General features: G+C 64.6%; 15 protein-coding genes. 11 read left to right on the forward strand and 4 right to left on the reverse strand.

Annotation, left to right across the window (positions count from 1 at the left end):
* Positions 1 to 41 precede the first annotated feature (41 nt).
* Complete coding sequence (locus tag DAD186_RS10135) at positions 42 to 1,358, forward strand: ABC transporter substrate-binding protein (RefSeq protein ID WP_065248570.1); 1,317 nt, start codon at positions 42 to 44, stop codon at positions 1,356 to 1,358.
* A 130-nt stretch (positions 1,359 to 1,488) separates the two neighbouring features.
* Here DAD186_RS10135 and DAD186_RS10140 read toward each other — a convergent pair whose 3' ends face one another.
* Genes DAD186_RS10140 through DAD186_RS10150 form a run of 3 tightly spaced genes read right to left on the reverse strand, consistent with a single transcriptional unit; the run spans position 1,489 to position 4,630 of the window.
* Positions 1,489 to 2,373, reverse strand: coding sequence for a carbohydrate ABC transporter permease (locus tag DAD186_RS10140; RefSeq protein WP_236886308.1), 885 nt, complete (start codon positions 2,371 to 2,373; stop codon positions 1,489 to 1,491).
* Positions 2,374 to 2,423: 50 nt separating this feature from the next.
* Positions 2,424 to 3,308, reverse strand: coding sequence for a carbohydrate ABC transporter permease (locus DAD186_RS10145; RefSeq protein ID WP_065248572.1), 885 nt, complete (start codon positions 3,306 to 3,308; stop codon positions 2,424 to 2,426).
* The gene (locus DAD186_RS10150; protein WP_065248573.1) at positions 3,305 to 4,630 is read right to left on the reverse strand and encodes an ABC transporter substrate-binding protein; all 1,326 of its coding nucleotides are present in this window, start codon (positions 4,628 to 4,630) and stop codon (positions 3,305 to 3,307) included. The genes DAD186_RS10145 and DAD186_RS10150 overlap by 4 nt, the downstream gene beginning before the upstream one ends.
* Before the next feature lie 231 nt (positions 4,631 to 4,861).
* Here DAD186_RS10150 and DAD186_RS10155 point away from each other — a divergent pair, with 231 nt between their 5' ends.
* Positions 4,862 to 5,710 (forward strand): MBL fold metallo-hydrolase, encoded by an 849-nt coding sequence (locus DAD186_RS10155; protein ID WP_065248574.1) that lies wholly within the window; start codon positions 4,862 to 4,864, stop codon positions 5,708 to 5,710.
* Positions 5,711 to 6,330: 620 nt separating this feature from the next.
* Positions 6,331 to 8,088, forward strand: a complete 1,758-nt coding sequence (locus DAD186_RS10160) for a pyruvate dehydrogenase (RefSeq protein ID WP_065248575.1) — start codon at positions 6,331 to 6,333, stop codon at positions 8,086 to 8,088.
* Positions 8,089 to 8,126: 38 nt separating this feature from the next.
* Here the strand turns inward: DAD186_RS10160 and DAD186_RS10165 are convergent, their stop codons facing one another.
* Entirely contained in the window at positions 8,127 to 8,885 is a 759-nt protein-coding gene (locus DAD186_RS10165) for an IclR family transcriptional regulator (RefSeq protein ID WP_065248576.1), read from the reverse strand.
* Between the two features lie 62 nt (positions 8,886 to 8,947).
* On the opposite strand from DAD186_RS10165, the gene hutG reads away from it, so the two are divergent.
* The 8 genes from hutG to DAD186_RS10205 all read left to right on the forward strand — a co-directional run bounded on the left by hutG (position 8,948) and on the right by DAD186_RS10205 (position 18,685).
* Positions 8,948 to 9,991 carry a formimidoylglutamase gene (gene hutG, locus DAD186_RS10170; RefSeq protein ID WP_065248577.1) on the forward strand — a complete coding sequence of 348 codons (1,044 nt, stop codon included), beginning with the start codon at positions 8,948 to 8,950 and terminating at the stop codon, positions 9,989 to 9,991.
* Positions 9,992 to 10,034: 43 nt separating this feature from the next.
* Positions 10,035 to 11,498, forward strand: coding sequence for a purine-cytosine permease family protein (locus tag DAD186_RS10175; protein ID WP_065248578.1), 1,464 nt, complete (start codon positions 10,035 to 10,037; stop codon positions 11,496 to 11,498).
* Positions 11,495 to 12,112, forward strand: coding sequence for a cysteine hydrolase family protein (locus tag DAD186_RS10180; protein WP_082991197.1), 618 nt, complete (start codon positions 11,495 to 11,497; stop codon positions 12,110 to 12,112). The genes DAD186_RS10175 and DAD186_RS10180 overlap by 4 nt, the downstream gene beginning before the upstream one ends.
* 92 nt (positions 12,113 to 12,204) lie before the next feature.
* Positions 12,205 to 14,205, forward strand: a complete 2,001-nt coding sequence (locus DAD186_RS10185) for a choice-of-anchor M domain-containing protein (RefSeq protein WP_065248579.1) — start codon at positions 12,205 to 12,207, stop codon at positions 14,203 to 14,205.
* Positions 14,202 to 15,812 carry an anchored repeat ABC transporter, substrate-binding protein gene (locus DAD186_RS10190; RefSeq protein WP_208854256.1) on the forward strand — a complete coding sequence of 537 codons (1,611 nt, stop codon included), beginning with the start codon at positions 14,202 to 14,204 and terminating at the stop codon, positions 15,810 to 15,812. Before DAD186_RS10185 ends, DAD186_RS10190 begins: the two co-directional genes overlap by 4 nt.
* A gap of 28 nt (positions 15,813 to 15,840) precedes the next feature.
* Positions 15,841 to 16,977: a choice-of-anchor M domain-containing protein gene (locus DAD186_RS10195; RefSeq protein ID WP_065248580.1), complete on the forward strand. Its 1,137-nt coding sequence runs from the start codon at positions 15,841 to 15,843 to the stop codon at positions 16,975 to 16,977.
* The gene (locus DAD186_RS10200; RefSeq protein ID WP_082991199.1) at positions 16,974 to 17,786 is read left to right on the forward strand and encodes an anchored repeat-type ABC transporter ATP-binding subunit; all 813 of its coding nucleotides are present in this window, start codon (positions 16,974 to 16,976) and stop codon (positions 17,784 to 17,786) included. The genes DAD186_RS10195 and DAD186_RS10200 overlap by 4 nt, the downstream gene beginning before the upstream one ends.
* The gene (locus DAD186_RS10205) at positions 17,786 to 18,685 is read left to right on the forward strand and encodes an anchored repeat-type ABC transporter permease subunit (protein ID WP_065248581.1); all 900 of its coding nucleotides are present in this window, start codon (positions 17,786 to 17,788) and stop codon (positions 18,683 to 18,685) included. Before DAD186_RS10200 ends, DAD186_RS10205 begins: the two co-directional genes overlap by 1 nt.
* Positions 18,686 to 18,735: the final 50 nt, after the last annotated feature.

Here is an 18,735-nt window from a genome sequence, read left to right on the forward strand (position 1 = left end):
CCGCCACTCTCCGCAATCCCTACACCCCAAAGGAGACCATCATGGCCACGTCCCCGATCGCCCGCCGATCCCTCCTCGCCGCTGGCGGGGCCGCCTTCGCCGCCGCCGCCGCAGGATGTGGCGGCGGAAACAAGGCCGCCATCAAGGACGCCACGAACGAAATTGGCGACGACCCGAAAAAGATCAAAGGCACGATCACCTACGCCTACTGGGACATCAACCAAGAGGCGATGCTCAAAGACGTAATGAAGGCCTTCAATGAGAAGTACCCGAACGTCAAGGTTCAGCTGAACATGGTGCCGTTCAAGGACTACTTCACAAAGCTCCGCGCCCAAGCGTCCTCCAAAGCTCTGCCCGACGTGTTCTGGATGAACGGCCCGAACTTCCGCTCCTACGCTGAAAACGGCCAGCTCGCCTCCCTCAAAGCCCTCGTCGACGACGGGCTCATCGACCCGAACAAATACCCGAGCGCACTCGTCGACATGTACACGGTCGACGGCGAACTCTTCGCGACGTGCAAGGACGTCGACTGCGTGGGCATCTGGTACAACAAGAAGCTCTTCGACCAGGCCGGCGTTGCGTACCCCGACGAGACGTGGACTCTCGAGACCTACAAGGAAAAGGCACTCGAGCTCACCGACAAGCTTCCCGACGGCGTGTGGGGCTGCGCCGAGGTGTTCTCGCGCACCGCGTCCTACTACCACTCGATCGCCATCAACGGCGGCTGGGTCATCTCTGACGACAAAACGAAGTCCGGATACGACGATCCGAAGACCATCGAAGGCGTGAAGTTCTGGCGCGACCTCATTGAGATCGGCGCATGCCCCAGCCGAGAGTTCCTCGCCGAAAACTCGTGCTACGGCATGTTCGAAGGCGGGCAGGTGGCCATGCAGTGGTCGGGCAACTGGCGAGTCGGTGCGCTCATCGACTCCTCCGTGAAGGACGATTGCGCCGTCGCGTACCTGCCCGGCGGCGACGACCGCAAGACAGCCGTGCACGGCCTCGGCCACGTGATCTCTGCACACACCGAGGATCTCGCGGCCTCCCAGGCCCTCGTGACCTTCCTCGCGGGCGAAGAAGCCGCAAAGATCAGCGCTGAATCTGGCATCGCGCTCCCCGCCCTCGAAGGCACCCAGGATCCGTACGTCGACGCCCAGCCCGGCTATAACCTCGAGGTCTTCGTCGACCAGGCACACAACTACGCCGCACCCTTCCCCGTCTCGAAGACGTGCCCCGAATGGGAAGAGCTCGAGGGTGAACACCTCTCGAAGGTCTTCGACGGGGAGATCTCCGCGGAAGAAGGCTGCAAGGCACTCGCGAAAGCCATGAACGAGGTGCTCAAGAAGGAAAATAGCTAAGCCTTCGAGCGCGCGCACGCGCACTGGCCCGCTTCCCCAACCGGGGAGGCGGGCCAGTAGCGTAAAAGGAGGTACCGCATACGGCATGCAACCGTCGGAACCCAAACCCTAACCGGGCTCAGGCGCGCACCTACCCCTTAACTGAACCCTCCGTGAGGCCACCGCGCCAGAAGCGCTGCAACACGAGGATGAGGATCGCGAGCGGGATCACTGACAGCAGCGCGCCGCCGGTCGTAAGCTGGAAAAACTCCGGCAAACGGTCCGTTTGCGCGCGCCAGTTATCGAGGCCCAAAGTGATCGGGTAGAGCTTCTCATCCGCAAGCATCACGAGCGGAAGGAAGTAGTTATTCCAGATCGCCACGAACTGGAACAACAGAATCGTGACCACCGCCGGCGTGAGCTGGGGAAGGGCAAGCCTGTGAAACAGCCCAATCTCGCTGACGCCATCGATTCGCCCCGCTTCGAGCATCGAATCCGGTACAGCTGCACTCGCGTAGATTGACGCGAGAAACAGGCCGAACGGGCTCACGAGCGAAGGAATGAGCACCGACCAGTACGTGTTCGTGAGACCCACGCTCGAGAACAGGAAGAACAGCGGGAGCGCGGTTGCGGTGCCCGGAACGAGCACGCCACCGAGCACGAACGCGTACACGGCCCTGCGGCCGGGGAAGCGGTATTTCGCGAGTGCATACCCCGCGGCAACCGCGAAGTATGTGGCAAGCACCGAGCCAATGCCCGAATAGAGCAGTGAGTTCAGCGCCCAGCGCGAAAAGATCCCACCATTGGCGGTGAACACGGCCTTGAGGTTGTCGAAAAGAAGGAATTCTTTGCCAAACCAGAAGCCGCTCGTACCAAACAGGTCCTCGGTCGATTTCGTCGCGTTCACGATCACCCAATACACCGGCACAAGGAAGTACATCGCGACGATCGCCAAAAGCGCCGTCACAATGATCGTCGTCGCCGGCTTGCGACCAGCCGAGCGGGCACCCGAACGCTGATCCCGCTCAAGGCGCATAGCCTGCTTCTTCCTCGAACGTTCGCTGACGTGCGTCGTGTGCGTGGCGCTCATCGCTTCCTCTCCGCCCACGAGGAGATCCCGAGAGCAATGGCCGAAAGAACAAAGGCCGAGACCGCGATGATCACGGCCTGCGCCGCCGCCATCCCCACCTCGTTGTATTGGAACGCGTACGCGTAGGCGCTCATGTTCGGCGTGTATTCGTTCGTGATGCCCGAGCTCATCGTCATCAGCAGGCGAGGCTCCGCGAACAGTTGGAGCGTGCCGATGATCGAGAAGATGATCGTCAGCAAAAGCGCCGGCCGAATGAGTGGCAACTGAATTGAAGTCACGATCTTCAGCGGGCCGGCCCCATCAATGCGGGCGGCTTCGTACAACTCACCGGGAATGGCCTTGAGCTGGGCGATGATGATGAGCATGTTGTAGCCCGTATACGTCCAGGTCACGATGTTCGCGATCGACCACAGCACCATGTCCGGGCTCAGGAAATCGGCCTCAATTCCCACAAGCTGAAGCGCATCAACAATGGGGCTCAGCCCGGGGATGTACAAGAACGACCAGAGAATCGTGGCGATCACGCCCGGAATGCCGTAGGGCAAAAAGTAGGCGCTTCGAAAGAATCCAGGCCATTTCGCGGCGGCGCTTTCGAGGAGGAGCGCGAGCACTGTCGCGGCGACAATCATGACGCTCACCTGCACGACGCCAAAGAGGATCATGCGGCCGATCGAGGCCACAAAGTTCTGGTTCGCGAGCGCGGCGATGTAGTTATCGAGGCCCGCGAACGAGCTCTCGATCCCACCCTCGCCGAGGAGGCCGTGGCGCTCCACGGTCGTGAAGCTGTAGCCCACCGCCATGATGATCGGCACCACCATCGTGCCGATGAACAGCACCAAAAACGGTGCCATAAGGACCCAGGGTGCCCACTTCGCTTTCATCGCGCCTCCTCCGCGTTGAGGCCCATGCCTTGCATAATCTCGGTGATGTCCTTCTGCGTGACCGCAAGGAGGTCCACGAGGGGCTGCTCGCCATTGATCGCTTTCGTCATTCCGGTGCCCACGACATCCATGAAGCGCTGCATAAGTGGCGCCCATGTCCATTCGAGGTTCTGCCCCTCCGCCATGGGCACCATGACCTCCTCGTTGTAGTTTTGGCCCGAGAAAAACTCTGACGGTTGCGTGCGGGACTGACCGATGTAGTCCGCCGACGGCGACCAGCCGATACCGCAGTTCTCGATCATCGCGTCGATTCCCTCGGGGCTCGTGCACATCCACGTGCAGAATTCGAGGGCCTCGGCCGGGTGCTTACTTGTGGAGAGGATCGCCGCTGATGAGCCGCCGTGGGCTCCCGAGGCGTAACCGTCGTCCCACGTGGGCATGGGCGCGACCGCCCACTTTCCCTTGGCGCCCGGCACCGCTTCGATAAGGGCGTCGCTCCACGATCCGGAGATCGTGCTGAGCACCTTGCCGTCACCCGTGGCCGCCATCCATGGCGTCGAAAAGGCGCCGTAACCGGTGCCCACGAGTTTGTCGGCGAGAATGCCGTCCCAGAACTCGGCAACCTTGAGCGACTTCTCGTCGGTCATGTTGATGATCCATCCATCGCCCTCGGGCTTGAACCACGTGGCGCCGGCCTGCATCGCCCACATCACGAAGTAGGAGCCGTCGCTCGGATCGAGGGTGAAGATCGTCTTTCCCGCATCCTTGACCGCCCCCGCAACCTCGCGGAAATCCTCCCATGTGGACGGTGGCGTCAGGCCAAGCTCCCCTTCGAGCACCTCGCGGTTATAGAAGTTTGCGACGGGGCCCGTGTCTTGCGGAACACCCCAGACCGACTCGCCCACTTGGGCCTGCGCGAAGGCACCCGCGTCGAATTTGTCCTTGGCAATGCCGTAGCGCGAGAGGTCCACGAGTGCGCCCGCGAGGGCGAACTCGGGGACGGAGCGAAGTTCCACCTGCGCGATGTCGGGACCGCCGCCTGCGGCTACAGCGGAGAGGATCTTCGCGTAACCTCCGCTCCCGCCGCCGGGGATCCACGACGCTTCCACGTGGATGCGGTCTTGGCTCTTGTTGAACACGTCGGCGACCTTCTGGAGGTCTTTCACCCACGCCCAGTACGTGAGCTTCACGCGCTCTTTTGAGGGTGGGATTGTGGCTTCGGCGTTCACCGAGCCGGGGTTGGGTGGGGCGCAGCTCGCGAGGGCACCCGCGAGTGCGGCGCCTGTTCCGGCGAGCGCGGTACGCCGGGTGAAGGGTTGCATGTGACCTCCTTGTCGATCCGCCACGGTGGGGGCCCTCGACTTCGGGTCGACCCGCACCCATGCGGCCTGCATCACAGTGGTGTCATCATACGTCTACCTCGACGGGACTGCGGTAACTAGCTCACTATGCGACCGCCCAAAAGGAGAAAAACACCCTAGGTATCGCAATTTTCGGAACCCCTGACACGGTTACTTTCTCCGGGAGGGCGATGCGACTGGAACAATGGGGACATGGCTGAGTTGGTGGACATCGCACCCGGGATTCTCGTGCACACTTCGCGCAAGGACGCACTCAACAGCATCGTTCTCGCGTCGATTAGCGAGGCGATGCTCGTAGATCCGGGCTGGGAGGCAGCGGAGCTCGACGACCTCGCGGTGCAGCTCGCCGAGCGGGGCCTCACCGTCCTCTCAGGCTTTGCCACTCATGCTCACCACGATCACGTGCTGTGGCACCCTGCCTTCGGGAACGCCCCGCGTTTGGCCTCCGCGGCAACGGTGCGCCTCGCCGGCGCCGAACGCGAGGATCTCCTCGCGCATGCCACCGCCGATGATCCCGCACTCGAGGCGCGACCCGAGCTTCTCGCGCTCATCGGGCGCCTCTCTCCCACGCCCCAAGCTCCAGCGAACTCTCATCACACGTGGCTCCCTCGCGGCGCCGCCCCGTGCGGCTTCGAACCCCAGCTACTCACCCACGATGCTCACGTGCCGGGTCACACCGCGCTGTGGCTTCCAGAGCAAAGGATCCTCATCGCGGGAGACATGCTTTCGAGCACGGAACTTCCCCTGCCCGATCTTGAGCAGCACGAATCTCGCGCACGCCTACTCCAAAAGCGAAGCATCGACCCCTTCACCGCCTATCTCGAGGCCCTGGACCTCCTCGAGCCCTATGCGCGAAAGGCACGCCTCGTTATCCCTGGCCACGGCCCCCTCGGCACCGATGCCCTCGAAAGACTCGAGCGGGATCGGGCCTACCTCACAGCGATTCTCAACGGCGATGACCCTCGCGATGAGCGTCGAGCAACACGGGGCATGGAGGCGTGGCATGCGCGGCTCGTGGAGGCGGCGGTGGAGCGCAGGTAACCGTCGGATCCCTCCCCAACCGAGGTGGAGAAAACTGCAGGTGCGCGCCCACAACCGCTCTCAAAACCCGGTTATCGACTCCTCTATTGAAGGCGAGCACAAAAAGGAAACCCCCGGCCCGCCACAAATGGCGGAACCGGAGGTCAATCCCTTTACCCTTATCCCCGCGCGAAGGAGTCACGTTTCACCGTGATCCGTGCGCGATGAGTTAAGGCAACTACGTCTTCCTTGGAAAATCCGGAATGCGCGCTCACGATTGGCTGCAATTCCTGCAATCTTGCTCAAAACCCGCACAAAACACCAGGCCAGAGCGTTGCGTTTCAGCCGCCAAGCACTCCAGTTCACATGAAAAAGTTCGAGCGGTTCCGGCGGCACGCCGCAGGCGTAAGCACATCGCGGTGCAGGCGGGAGCGAAGGCCCCAGTCCGACGCCACCCCGCCCCAAACATTGCTAATTTCATCAATGTGTGCGCCGGCTCACGCCAATAACGTGACCTTTGAAACCACAAGCTGCAATGGACCAAAGTCCCGCCTACGCTTAAAGCGTCACAGACTCAACGCTGGTCTTTTCGGCGTTTTCGCCGCGGGCCAGACGAACATCCGCGAAAGGGATGAAACTCCATGGCGAAAAAGACACTCGCCCAGCACACCGTTGATCAACTCGTCTCGATGGGCGTCGAGCGCATCTACGGCGTTGTTGGCGACTCCCTCAACCCGATCGTGGACGCCGTGCGCACGACCAAGGGCATCGAGTGGATCCATGTGCGCAACGAAGAGGCCGCCGCGTTCGCTGCTGGCGCCGAGGCTCGCGTGACGGGCAAACTCGGCGTGTGTGCCGGTTCATGCGGCCCGGGCAACACCCACCTCGTGCAGGGACTCTACGATGCCCACCGCGACTCGGTCCCGGTTCTCGCGATCGCCTCGCACATTCCGAGCCCCAAGATCGGCACGGGCTTTTTCCAGGAGACCCACCCCGAACTCCTTTTCAATGAGTGCTCGGCCTTCTGCGAAATGGTCAATTCCGGCAATCACGGTGCGCAGATGCTGCATAACGCGGCACAAACCGCACTCGCGAAGAAAGACGTGTCGGTTCTCGTGATCCCTGGCGATATCGCAAGCCAGGACGTCACGATCGAGGCCACCCGCACCCTCACCACGACTTTCGGTGCGGTTCAGCCGCAGGCTTCGGTCGTTGAGGAGCTCGCACACCTCGCAAACTCCGCCAAGAAGATCACGCTCTTCGCGGGCGCGGGCATCGAGGGCGCACGCGCGGAAGTCCTCGAGCTCGCCGACACCCTCAAGGCCCCGATCGGCCATGCGTTCGGTGGCAAGGAGTTCATCCAGTACAACAACCCCTTCGACGTGGGCATGAGCGGTCTGCTCGGTTACGGCGCCGCCTACGAAGCAACCCACGAGTGCGACCTGCTGATTCTTCTCGGAACGGACTTCCCGTACTCGGAGTTCCTCCCGCACGAGGGGAAGCCGAAGGTCGTGCAGATCGATGCGGACGGCTCGCGCCTTGGCCGCCGCGTGCCGCTCGATCTGGGCATCCACGGCGATGTGGCTCTCACGATTCGCGCGCTCCTTCCGCAGCTCAAGCAAAAGAAGAACCGTTCGTTCCTCAACTCGATGCTGCGCAAGCAGGAGAAGGAACTCACGCACGTCGTGAACTCGTACACGAAGCGGGCGTCGCGCCTCAAGCCGATTCACCCGGAGTATGTCGCGAGCCTCCTCGACGAGTTCGCCGACGACGATGCCGTGTTCACGGTCGATACGGGCATGTGCAACGTGTGGGCCGCACGCTACATCGAGCCGAACGGCAAGCGTCGCATCTTCGGTTCCTTCCGCCACGGCACGATGGCGAATGCCCTCCCTCAGGCGATCGGCGCGTCCGCTGCGCAGCCGAACCGCCAGGTGATTTCGATGAGTGGCGATGGCGGCCTCGGAATGCTCATGGGCGAACTTCTCACGGTGCGCCTGCACCAGTTGAACACGAAGATCGTCGTGTTCAACAACTCGAGTCTCGGCATGGTGAAGCTCGAGATGCTCGTGGCGGGCCTTCCCGACTTCGAGACCGACCACGATTCGGTGAACTTCTCGAAGATCGCCGAGGGCGCGGGTATCCCCTCGATCCGTATTGAGAACCCCAAGACTCTGCGCAAGGACCTCAAGAAGGCCCTCGCGGTACCCGGCCCGATGCTCATCGACATCGTGACCGATCCGGATGCGCTCGCGATGCCCCCGAAGATCACGCTCGAACAGATGAGCGGCTTCGCGACCGCGGGCGGCAAGATTGTGCTCGAAGGCGGCGTGGGCAAGATGGTCAATCTTGCGAAGTCGAATGTGCGCAACATTCCGCGACCCGGAGCGTTCTTCTAAGAACACTCGCGAGCGCGTAAGGCGAAAGGCGGTCTCCTTTAGGAGATCGCCTTTTGCAGTTGGTCGGCGGCGATGCGCACGGATTCGAGCATGTCGAGGTCGCGTGAGGAGTCGCTTCCCTGCCACGTGACAGCCACGGCGGCCACGGGCCACTTAGCGCCATCGAACACGGGGAGGGCAACGGAGCGGTGCCCGTCGAGAACCTCGCCGTTTTCCACGGCATAGCCGCGAGTGCGCGTGTCGCGAGCATCGGCGAGCGCCCGGGCAACGGGGAAGGCTGGGCCAACGTCGGCACCGAGATGAGGCTCGAGCACGGTTTCCCCCGTGAACACCGCGGCGAGCTGATTGGCGGGCAGGGCACTGAGGATCGCGCGTCCGCTTGCGGTGAGGTGTGCGGGCACGCGCACGCCCACGTCGGTGGGGTATGACGCGGGCTTGTTGAGTCGTGCTTCAACCACGTAGAGAACGTGGCGCCCCTGCAACACCGCGACGTGGGAAATTTCGCCGACCCGATCCGTGAGGCGTTCGGTCACGCGTTTGCCGAGGCGGGCGAGCGGGGCCTGGCGGGTGTAGCCGAAGCTCAGTTCGTAGGCGGAAGGGCCAAGACCGTAGGCGTGAAGGTCCGGGTAGTGCAGAACGAAGCCCTGGTCGAGGAGTTCGGCGAGGATGTCGTAGGTGCTCGAACGGGGAATATCGAGTTCGCTCGCGATGCGTGAGGCGGCGATGGGCCTCGAGCGCTGTGCGAGGTAGGTGAGGATCCTCAGCGTTGAGGCGGCTGCGGGTACTTTCGACGGCATGGGGGACACACTATCGGGCGCGCCTGGAGCGAATCTATTTGGATACAGTCCGCCCACCCATAATGGAGGGCGTGAACACGTTGAGCAGCATCGAAAGCAGTCCGTGGCAGGGTCGAGTCGACGGTGAGGGGACGGCGCATGCGCGCTGGCATCAGCGCGTGTCGCTCGTGAGCGAGGATCGCCCGCCCGTAGGCCCGCACGTCGCTCTCGCAGGCTTCGCCTCGCACGAGGGGGTGCGCCGAAACCATGGTCGCGTAGGCGCTGCGGAGGCGCCGCGGGCTTTGCGTTCGGCTCTTGCGGGCATGGCGCTTCACGGCCCGCTCGGCACGGGCGAGGCGGCTCTCGTGGACTGGGGTGACGTGGCGACGGTCGGCGAAGCGCTCGAGGAGGCACAAGCGGAGATGGGGCATCTCACGGCCCGTGCGCTCGGCGCGGAGGGGAATCGCCTCACGCTCGTGCTCGGTGGTGGTCATGAGACCGCATGGGCGAGTTACCTGGGGCTGCGCGAGCACTTGGGTGCGTGCGGGTCAGCGAAAGAAAGCACGCCTCGCCCTGGGGGCCCGGGGTCCGACGCATGCCAGCTCCCGTCGTGGGGTGTTCTCAACCTCGATGCCCACTTTGATCTTCGCAGCGCTCCCACGCCCACGAGCGGGACTCCGTTCTTGCAGATGGCGGAGGCGGAGGCGGCCGAGGGGCGCGCCCTCAACTATGCCGTTTTGGGTATCGCGGAGCCGGGCAATACGCGCACACTGTTTGAGACCGCAGATGAGCTCGGCGTTCAGTACCGCACGGATCTCGAGTGCCTTGAGATGGGCGCCGCGGGTGTCACGCGTTTCGTGGAGGAATTCGCGGCGAGCGTGGATGTTCTCTACCTGACGATCGACCTTGATGTTCTTCCCGCCCACACGGCCCCGGGGGTCTCGGCACCAGCAGCTCTCGGCGTGGATCTTCCCATCATCGTGGCGGCGGTGCGGGCAGCGGCGGCGTCGGAAAAACTCGCACTCATGGACGTTGTCGAGTTGAACCCGCGCTTCGACGTTGATGGACGCACGGCAAAATCGGCGTCCCGTCTCGTGAGCGAGGCCACGCATCTCGTGGCTAGCTGACTAGGATAAGGGTCACCCCTGTCCCTGCACCCGAGGAGATGCCATGAGCACTCAGGCAACCCCCGAAAACCTTTCCTCGAGCCCCGGTTTCATCGAGCACCAGGGCATCGAGATCGTCGCGGAATCCGAACGCACGGCGAAGCCGAGCGACCTTTTCTGGCCGTGGTTCGCCGCAAACATCTCGGTGTTCGGCATGGGCTACGGCAGCTACATCCTCGGTTTCGGCGTGAGCTTCTGGCAGGCCACGCTCGTGACCCTCATTGGCATCCCGATCTCGTTCTTCCTGTGTGGCCTGATCGCGATTGCGGGCAAGCGCGGGAGCGCCCCAACGATGGTGCTCTCTCGTGCGGCGTTTGGCGTGCATGGCCAGAAGGTTCCCGGAATCGTCTCGTGGCTCACCTCGATCGGGTGGGAGACGTTCCTGTCGATCATGGCGGTTCTTGCGACGGCAACCGTGTTCTCACGCCTTGGCCTTCCCAGTGGCACGCCCGTGCTCGTTGCCGCGACGGTTGCGGTTGCTGCGCTCATCGTCGTCGCGAGCGTGCTCGGCTATCACACGATCATGAAGCTGCAGTCGGTTCTCACGTGGATCACGGGCGCCATCACGATCCTGTACGTGCTCCTCACGTTCTCTCATATCGATTTCGACGCGATTCTCGCGGTCCCGAACGGCACGCCGCAACAGGTCATTGGCGCGCTCGTGATGGTCATGACCGGCTTTGGCCTCGGCTGGATCAATATCGCCGCCGACTGGTCGCGATACCAAAAGCGCGAAACCTCCGACGGCGCGATTATCTGGTGGAACACGTTCGGCGGTGCGATCGCCCCGGTGCTCCTCGTGTTCTTTGGCGTGCTCCTCGTGGCCTCGGATCCCTCACTGAGCGATGGCATCGTGAATGATCCGATCGGCACGCTCGCCTCGATCCTCCCGATCTGGGTGCTCATCCCGTTCTGGCTCACCGCTGTCCTCGCGCTCGTGTCGGGGGCCGTGCTCGGCATCTACTCCTCGGGCCTCACGCTGCTCAGCCTGGGCATTGATATCCCGCGCCCCGCCGCGGCCGCGATCGACGGCGTGATCCTCACGGCGGGCACGATTTACGTGGTGTTCTTCGCGCACGACTTCCTCGGCCCGTTCCAAAGCTTCCTCATCACGCTCGGTGTTCCGCTCGCGGCATGGGCGGGCATTCTTATCGCCGATATCCTCACGCGCCGCGTGGACTACGACGAACAGGCATTGTTCGATGCACAAGGCCGCTACGGCTCGGTCGATTGGATCTCGATCGCGACGCTCATCGTGTGCTCCGTGCTCGGCTGGGGGCTCGTGGTCAACGGCTTCGCGGAAGCTGCGGCATGGAACAACTGGCAGGGCTACCTCCTTGGCCCGCTCGGCGGGCGCGAAGGCAAGTGGGCGGACGCGAACCTCGGCGTTCTTCTCGCACTCGTCCTCGGCTTCGTTCTCACGTTCGTGCTGCGCCGTGGCACGATCCGCCGCCAGGAGTGGGCATGAGTACGGCGCCGACGCCTGTAGGCGCCGAGCTGACTCCTCACACTCACGTAGATCCCGCTCACGACTCCTCGAAGGCGTGGCTTCTCGTCATTGATCCGCAGGTGATTTTTGCTGAGCAGTCGTCGGACTGGGCCTCCCCCATGTGGGAGGCGGCCTGGGCGAATATCGAGCGCCTTGCGGAGGCGTTCGAGGGGCGCGTGATCCTCACGCGCTGGATTCCGACGGCTGACCGCTCGACCTCGTGGGGCGAGTATTTCGAGGCGTGGCCGTTTGCGGATGTGCCCGCGAGCGATCCGCTGTACGACCTCACTCCCGAGGCTGCCGCGCTCGGCGCCTCGCACGTGATTGATGAGCCGACGTTCGGCAAGTGGGGCACCCAACTCACGGCGATTACGGGCGGGAGTCCGCGTCTCGTCGTGGCGGGAGTGTCGACCGATTGCTGCGTGATCTCAACCGTTTTGCCCGCGGCCGATTCGGGTGCGTGGATCACCCTCGTCGGCGATGCGTGCGCGGGCTCTGACCAGGGAAATCACGAGCGGGCGCTCTCAATCATGGGGCTTTTTGCGCCGCAGGTGCGTATCGCCACAACGAACGAGGTGCTGTCCCTGGGTTGACGGGAGGAGGCTCCCTATGTTGTTAATGATAGCGACTCTCATTAACAACCGTTGCTCGCGGTTTTCGCCGGGCGACATAGAAAGGTGCTCCCTTGGTCCAGACAGCCACGGCGCCGGCGCGCACTCGCGCCACGTTGCGCGCGCTCCTCGCGGCGTTCGCTTCGCTCGCCGTTATCCTCATTCCTCTCGGCTCGGCGCACGCCGCCGGGCGCCTCGTGATCGAATCCGGCCACGTCGATGCCTTCAACGTCACCGCTGAGGGCGACGCGCTCAAGCTCGACCTCAAGGAAGACGTCACCGATTCGCACGTGACTCGCAAGCCCGAAGAGGTCGAGCTTCACGTGAAGTCGGCGGCGCTCACGGACGTGCCCAAAGGGTGGCCCGGAGAAGGTAAGGGATATGCTCTTCCGCTAACGCAAAACCCGAATCTGCTGTGGCCCGGATGGGACACACTGGGGGCACAAGGCACGGGCTTCGATGAGTCGATCAAGCTCAAGTTCGACGCGGTCGAGGGTCCCGGCAAGATCCACCTCTTCTCCCAGGCTAATTTCGGTGGCGTTGCCTCCGTCCTCGAGAACGACAGCACTGAGCTTCAAACCGGCTCCGTGCGCAACCAGGCCAAGTTCGCTCACACCCACGCCAACTGGGTCTTCACGAAGCCCGGCGTGTACACGCTGACCCTCCACGCCGAGGGCACGAAGGGTGGCAAGAAGGTCTCCTCGAACAAGGCGACCTACACCTTCACCGTGGGCGATGAGTTCAAGGGCAAGGCCGACGCCAAGGCTGAAAAGCCGGCACCGGCTCCCGCCCCCGCACCGGCTCCTGCACCGGCACCGGCACCGAAGGACTCGACGACACCCGAGAAGCCGTCGGACACCGCACCCACCGCGGAAGCGCCTGCGCCGAAGGACTCCACCGAGCCTGCCGCGCCCGCAAATCCCGCACCCGCGGATGAGTCGAAGCCTCGCACTTCCGCACCGAAGGCCAAGGCGCCGGAAAAGCCCGCCGCACCCGCGCCGAAGGCGAAGCCTAAGGCTAAGGCTGCGGCGCCAGCCCCGGAGGCCAAGAAACCGGCAAAGCACGCTGCTCCCGCGACACCGGCAGCGCCGGAAGCCCCCGCCAAGGAAGAGCCGAAGGCGCCCGTGTGCACCGCGACCGAAGTCGTGCGCGACGCCACGCAGGACGAAATCAAGGCCGCGACGAGCACCTCGAAGGCCAAGGTTGGCGGCTCGTACACGATTCCCGCGAACACGCACGTGCACCCCAACTGGGTGTTCTCCAAGCCCGGCACCTACAAGCTGAAGATCCGCCAGAGCGCGAAGGGCAAGGACGGTAAGACCTATTCCGACACCGCTACGCTCACGTTCAACGTGGGTAGCAGCTCGGGCGCCACGAGCGGCCACTTCGACTTCGGTTCACGCTTCGAGAACGGCAAGCTCATCTCGTCGATCAAGGACGACCGCACGTCACCCGCAAAGTGGGTTGACCCCTCCTCCATCTCGTTCGGCCTCGGCAACGCCGCAAAGGCAAAGGCCCCCGCGGGCATCGAGTTCATCGCCCCCGCAGGCTCGGACGTGTGGATGATCGGCTCGACTCAGGCCCCGAGCGTTCCGTGGGTCGGCGCGAACTCGATGCACCCCTCGATCATTCAGAATACGACCGGCGAAATCACGCAGACCCTTGTGTCCGCAAGCGGCCCGGGCAACGTGGGCGTGTTCACCTCGGGCAACTTCGGCCAGATCGTTGGCCAGAAGTGGTACTCCTCGACCGCCGGATCGGGCTCGAGCGTGAGCGCCGCAAGGGACCGCAAGAGCGCGAAGATCGGCCAGATCTTCAAGGACGGCAAGGGCTACAAGATTGTCGACCTCAAGGGCAAGACCGAGGACGGCGCCGACTGTGAGCTCAGCGCCGACCAGATCGTGGAGGCGGGCGGCTCCGCCGACTACGCCAAGTCCGTGACAGGCGACGCTCCCGCGGGTTCCGCTTCGGGTCTTCCGCGCACGGGCGCTGAGGTGACCGGCCTCGCCGGCACCGCCGCAGCGCTCATCATCGTGGGCGCTGGCACGGCAGTGGCGAGGCGCCGCTTCCAGTGACCTCCACCCCTCAACTGCGGCGGCGCTCCGTGCTCCTGGGCGCCGCCGCCTGCTCTCTCGGCGCGATCATTCTGCCTGGCCGCACCGCGCGCTCGAGCGAGGATCCTCGCCCGCGCGTCGTGGCAACGACCGGCATTCTCGCCGATCTCGCAAAGAACGTCGCGGGTCCCGATGCACTCGTCACGTCCCTCATCCCCGAGGGTGGCGACCCGCACTCGTTCGAGCCTCTCCCCCGCAACGTCCGCGACATCGCGTACGCCGATCTCGCGCTGTCGAACTACCTCATGCTCGAGGAACAGGCGCTGATCCGCACGATCGACGCGAACCTTCCCGCTGGCTCGACGCACCTCGCGCTCGCCGAAGAAGCCTCGACGCGGGGCGCCACAATCATCCCCCTCGTCGAGAACCGCTCTCTCGACACGGTGTGGCTCGGCCTTCGCGTCGCGGGACGCGAACGTGGCGCCGGGCGCCTCACGCAGGTGCGTCTCGCCCTCGCCGAGAGCGACGGGCCCGGCGCCCTGCACGGGTACGTGACCGGAACATTCGGGGAGCCCCAGCGCGTCTTTGATTCGTCCGACGGCGTCTCAGCCCGCACCGATGCCATCGACCTTCCCATGGATGCCCACACGCATATGAGCTGGGCCTTTACTAAGGCAGGCGTCTATCGCGCGCGCTTTAGGGGAACGTGGAGCGGTGGTGCGCTCGGCGCCGAGTCCTCCGCCGAGGGCGACGTCTGGATCTGCGTCGGCATCTCCCCCGAGGAAGCGGCGAAAAAAGGCGCCCACGCCTCCCTTGCGAAGCGACAGGTGATTTCCGCGGGCCACGCCGACATCACGGTCGACGTTCCCTCTGGCGCGCTCGTGATGCGCATCGACGACCCCGAAGCCGACGGCGGCACGCGCGACATTGCGCTCGACGACATGGTGATCCACGTGCCCCCGAAAGCACTGCTTCCGGTCCCCGCCGATCCGGCCTTCCGATTCATCGCCCGCGGCGGAACAGACGTCTACCAGCTGCCGCAGGCCGTCCTCGGCAAGCACGTGCACGGCGAGATCGACCCGCACCTGTGGCAGGACGTCACGAACGCCCAGGCCTACGTCGAGGTCATCCGCGACCACCTGTGCGGCCTCGACCCGGACCACGCGGGCGGATACCGCTCGTGTGCGGCCACATACTTGCGCGAACTCGACGACGTCGACTCCTACGTCCAGCGTTCGATCGATTCAATCCCGCAGGCCGGCCGCGAACTCGTGACGACCCACGACGCCTACGGCTACCTCGCGAACCGCTACGGGCTTCGTATCGCCGCCGTCGTCTCCCCCTCACCGGGGCAAGAGCCTTCCATCGCGGATCGCCGCCGCCTCGCCGCGACTCTGCGCGACCTCGCCCCGAAAGCGGTCTTCCTTGAAGCCACGGCGGGACCGGTATCGACGAGCCTCGTTGATGCCGCCCGCATGGAAAAGATTCCCGTCCAGCCCATTTGGGGCGACTCCTTCACGCGCGAGGTCAATACCTACGCCGCGATGATGAGGGCCAACGCCGACTCCCTCGCGAGGGGGCTCGGTGGAAAACCCCTGGGCGATGGCGACCGACAAGCGTCGGAATAAAACCCTCCTACCAACGAAAGATGAGCTCATGACTTCCCGTTCTTCTCGCGCCCTCACGCGGCGCCACTTCGCGGCCCTCGGCGCCGGCGCACTCGGCGCCCTAGCCTGCGCCCCCGCTGCCCTCGCGGCCCCCGCACGGCCCCTCCCGCTCGATCCGACCGATGGCGCGACCGACGGTGCCGACGACCCGGCTCTCAAGCAGAAGGTGAGCGATGACGAGAAGATCGTCGAGGGCGAGAAGGTCGTGATCGATGCGCATCACGTCGATCTCGGCCCGCGCCTCATCGACGGTGAGTGGATCTTCGCCGCGCGTGACGACACGGGGGAAACCCCCACGTGGCGCATGCTCGAGGACATCGTTTTCCAGGTCCATGACCAGGGAATTCTTCCCGTTCCGGACGATGAAGCGTACTCGTTCATCAAGGCCGAATCTGGCTCTGAGGTGTACGTCGTGCCCCAGACCGAAGTGTCGGGCGTCGTGTGGCTCGGGTGGAATACGCAGGATCCCGCAGTCGTCAAAGCATGCCCGCGCGGCGTCACGCTGCGCTTCACGCACGTGTCCGGTCCCGGCCACTTCAGCCTGTTCCTCCAGCCGGGCAACTTCGCGCCGCCGCAGCAGCTCGCCGATGGCGACACGCTCGAGCAGACCCCCGCCGACGTGTTCGTGGACATCAACACGCACACGCACGCGAACTGGGTGTTCACGAAGCCCGGCGTGTATCTCCTCGCCGTGGAAGCGGTGGCCGAGGGCGAGGACGGCACGAAGTACTCCGCTGGCGGCACCCTGCGTTTCGCGGTCGGCGATGCGACCGCGCCGGATGAAGCGATGCAGGCGACGCCCGCGTGGGGCAACGACGGTGCACCGGCTGCGGGAAGTGCGAGCGATGGCGGGTCCGACGTTTCCTCGGCTCCCGGTGCTGCGAAGGATGACGCGAAGGCTAAGCCCTCGAAGGGCGCTGCCGATGACGGCGCGAGCGAAAAGACGAGCTCGAACTCTCTTCCGTGGATCGTGGGCGGCGGCGCTGCCGTGGTTGCTGCCGCGGGCGGCGGAGCCTACGCGCTCAACAAGAAGAAAAATGAGCGCGCGCGAGCCGAAGCCGAAAGCGAAGCCGCAGGCACCGGCTCCTCGGCCGCGAACCAGCCGGGCGAAGGTGGCAGGAAGTGACCTCCGCCCTCAGCGCACACCCACGTGAGGCGGCTGGTGCGACCGCGGCGGGCCACACCGACGCCGCGCTTCCGCTCTCGTGCTCGCAGCTACGTGTGAATCTCGGTGGGCGCACGGTCCTTGACGACATCAGCCTCGATATCGAGGCTGGAAGCGTCACGGTGCTGCTCGGGCCGAATGGCGCCGGTAAAACCACCCTCGTGAAGAGCCTTCTCGGGGTGCTCCCCCTCGCTTCGGGAACCGTCGAGGCGCGCGGGGAACGTGCGTACGTTCCGCAGCGCAGCGAAATGGAATGGGATTTCCCCGCGACCGCGCACGACGTGGTCATGCTCGGGCTTATTCGCAAGCTCAGCCGCTGGCGCTCCCCCGGCAAGGAGCACTACAAGGCCGTCGCGCACGCCCTGTCAAAGGTCCGCATGGACGCGATGAAGGATCGCCCGATCGGTGAGATGTCGGGCGGTCAGCGCCAACGCGTCATGATCGCTCGCGCACTTGTGCTCGAGCCTGCCGTTCTTTTGCTCGACGAGCCGTTCACGGGGCTCGATATGCCCTCGCAGGAACTCCTGAGCGACCTGTTCGTCTCGCTCGCTCGCGAGGGCTGCGCCGTGGTCATGTCGACGCACGACCTCACGCATGCGCTGCACGTCGCCGATCGCGTGGTGCTGCTCAATCGCCGAGTGATCGCCGATGCCCCGCCAAGCGAACTGCGCGACCCCGGGCCGTGGCGGGAGACCTTCCGCGTTTCCGAGCACTCACCGCTTCTTACGCACGTCGCCTCCGCGGTCGACGCCGAATCGAAAGACCACTGATGCTGACTCCTCTCGACTTCCTCACCGACCTTACGAACCCGCAGCTGACCTTCCTGCCGAAGGCTCTCGTCGTGTCAATGCTCGCGGCGCTCGTGTGCGCCGTCGTGGGCACGCACGTGGTGCTGCGAGGCATGACGTTCATTGGCGACGCTGTCGCGCACGCGGTGTTCCCCGGGATTGCGGTGGCATTCGTGCTTCAGGGCTCGTTCCTCGTAGGCGGAATCGTCGCAGGCGTCATCACGGCGATCCTCATTGCCGTTTTCGGTAACCATCACCGGTTGCGAAGCGACGCCGTGATCGGCGTGTTCTTCGTCGCGGCGTTTGCACTCGGCATCGTGGTCATGAGCCGCGCCCCCGGCTACGGCGGCTCACTTTCGAGCTTCTTGTTCGGGGCGATCACGGGCATCGAGGATTCGGCGCTCGTCACCTCCGCGGTGTTCACGGCGATCGTCCTCGCCCTCCTCGTCATCCTTCACCGCGACCTCGTTGTCGTCGGCATGGACCGCGGCTACGCTGCGGCGCTCGGCCTGCCCGTGATGCTCCTCGATATCGCCCTCTCGGTGCTCGTGACTCTCGCGGTTGTCATGAGCATCCACACGATCGGCAACATCCTCGTCCTCGCCCTTCTCGTGACCCCTGCCGCTTCGGCGCGCATGCTCACCGACCGGATCGTGCCGATGATGGCGTGCGCGGCGGCGATCGGCATGGGCAGCGCCCTGCTCGGCGTGTACTTCTCGTGGGCGCTCGATCTTCCCACGGGCGGCACGATCGTGCTCGTTGCGACGGCGATCTTCGTGCTCTCGTGGGCGCTGAGCCCCCGCCACGGGGTGCTGCGCAACAAGCGCCGGGGCGAACTCGATAACGGTGCGGAGGGAACGGAGCTCGAGGCGGCGGTCTAAGGTTTACCGTTCGCCGACCCCGCTCGCCGGGGCATCACCCCGGCGAGGAG

Origin of the sequence: Dermabacter vaginalis (assembly GCF_001678905.1) — a bacterium.
Taxonomy (GTDB): domain Bacteria; phylum Actinomycetota; class Actinomycetes; order Actinomycetales; family Dermabacteraceae; genus Dermabacter; species Dermabacter vaginalis.